General features: G+C 58.1%; 1 protein-coding gene and 1 pseudogene. Both read left to right on the top strand.

Features of this window, described 5'->3' with window-relative positions; translation table 11 throughout:
- Nucleotides 1-228 (top strand): annotated as a pseudogene (locus J5224_RS32085) (hypothetical protein); the annotation flags it as partial.
- A gap of 64 nt (nt 229-292) precedes the next feature.
- Nucleotides 293-760, top strand: a complete 468-nt coding sequence (locus J5224_RS32080) for a GNAT family N-acetyltransferase (RefSeq protein WP_264628999.1) — start codon at nt 293-295, stop codon at nt 758-760.
- The last annotated feature ends 21 nt before the right edge of the window (nt 761-781 follow it).

Genomic DNA, 781 nt, shown 5'->3' with positions numbered 1-781 from the left:
GCGACTGGCGTGTCGGCCAATGGGCCCGGCTGGCATATTGAGCAGGACGATTTCGGGCGACTGTTTAAACGTTTCGAACAGGTGATGCTGGGCCGCCCCGCCAGTTGGGAAGCCATTCCGCTGGACAACGCATTTACTGCCCGTTTGCTGATTTTGCGCGAGTTTATGCACCACCTGGGCTATCTGTCGGTATTTATTGTTAACACCACGGCCAGCGAGTCCCTCTAACGCTTGCCTCTGCGCGCAGTCTCAGGGTAAGGTCAGATTTTCTCTGACCGTTGGTAGCGTGTTTATGGACATCCACGATCTGCATGACAACCCCGCGCGCATTGCTTGCGTTGCCGCATTGCTCTACGCCGAATGGTCGGCGTTTCCCCGCTGGTCGAGTGCGCCAGCCATTGAATCAGCGCTACGTCAGCGCGGCGTGGCGAGCGATTACGCCTTCACGCTGGGCATGTTTACTCCCGATGACAATGCGGTTGCCACCGCCAGTATTATCCGCTATGAGTTGCAAGATTGCCCGGAAGGAGAATACTGGCTGGGTGAAGTGGTCACGGCCCCTTCGCAGCGCGGCAAAGGGTTGGCCACCGCGCTGGTGAATGCCTGTGTGGCGCGCTGCCAGCAGCAGGGCATCGAGATGCTGTATTTGTATACGCCCGACAAGCAGGCGCTCTATGCCCGAATGGGTTGGCAACCGCTAGAGCAGCGCCCGGTGGCGGGAGAAATTGTCACTGTGATGCGTTTATCGCTCGGAAAGTGAAACATGCTGGCAGACTGTGTG

The sequence above is a fragment of the Candidatus Symbiopectobacterium sp. NZEC135 genome, assembly GCF_025962695.1.
The sequence above is the reverse complement of the archived record's forward strand: the minus strand, read 5'-3'. Positions and strand labels throughout refer to the sequence as shown.

Excerpts from the sequence above, each read along its gene's own strand:
- J5224_RS32080 (WP_264628999.1), top strand. The coding sequence starts at position 293 with ATGGACATCCACGATCTGCATGACAACCCCGCGCGCATTGCTTGCGTT.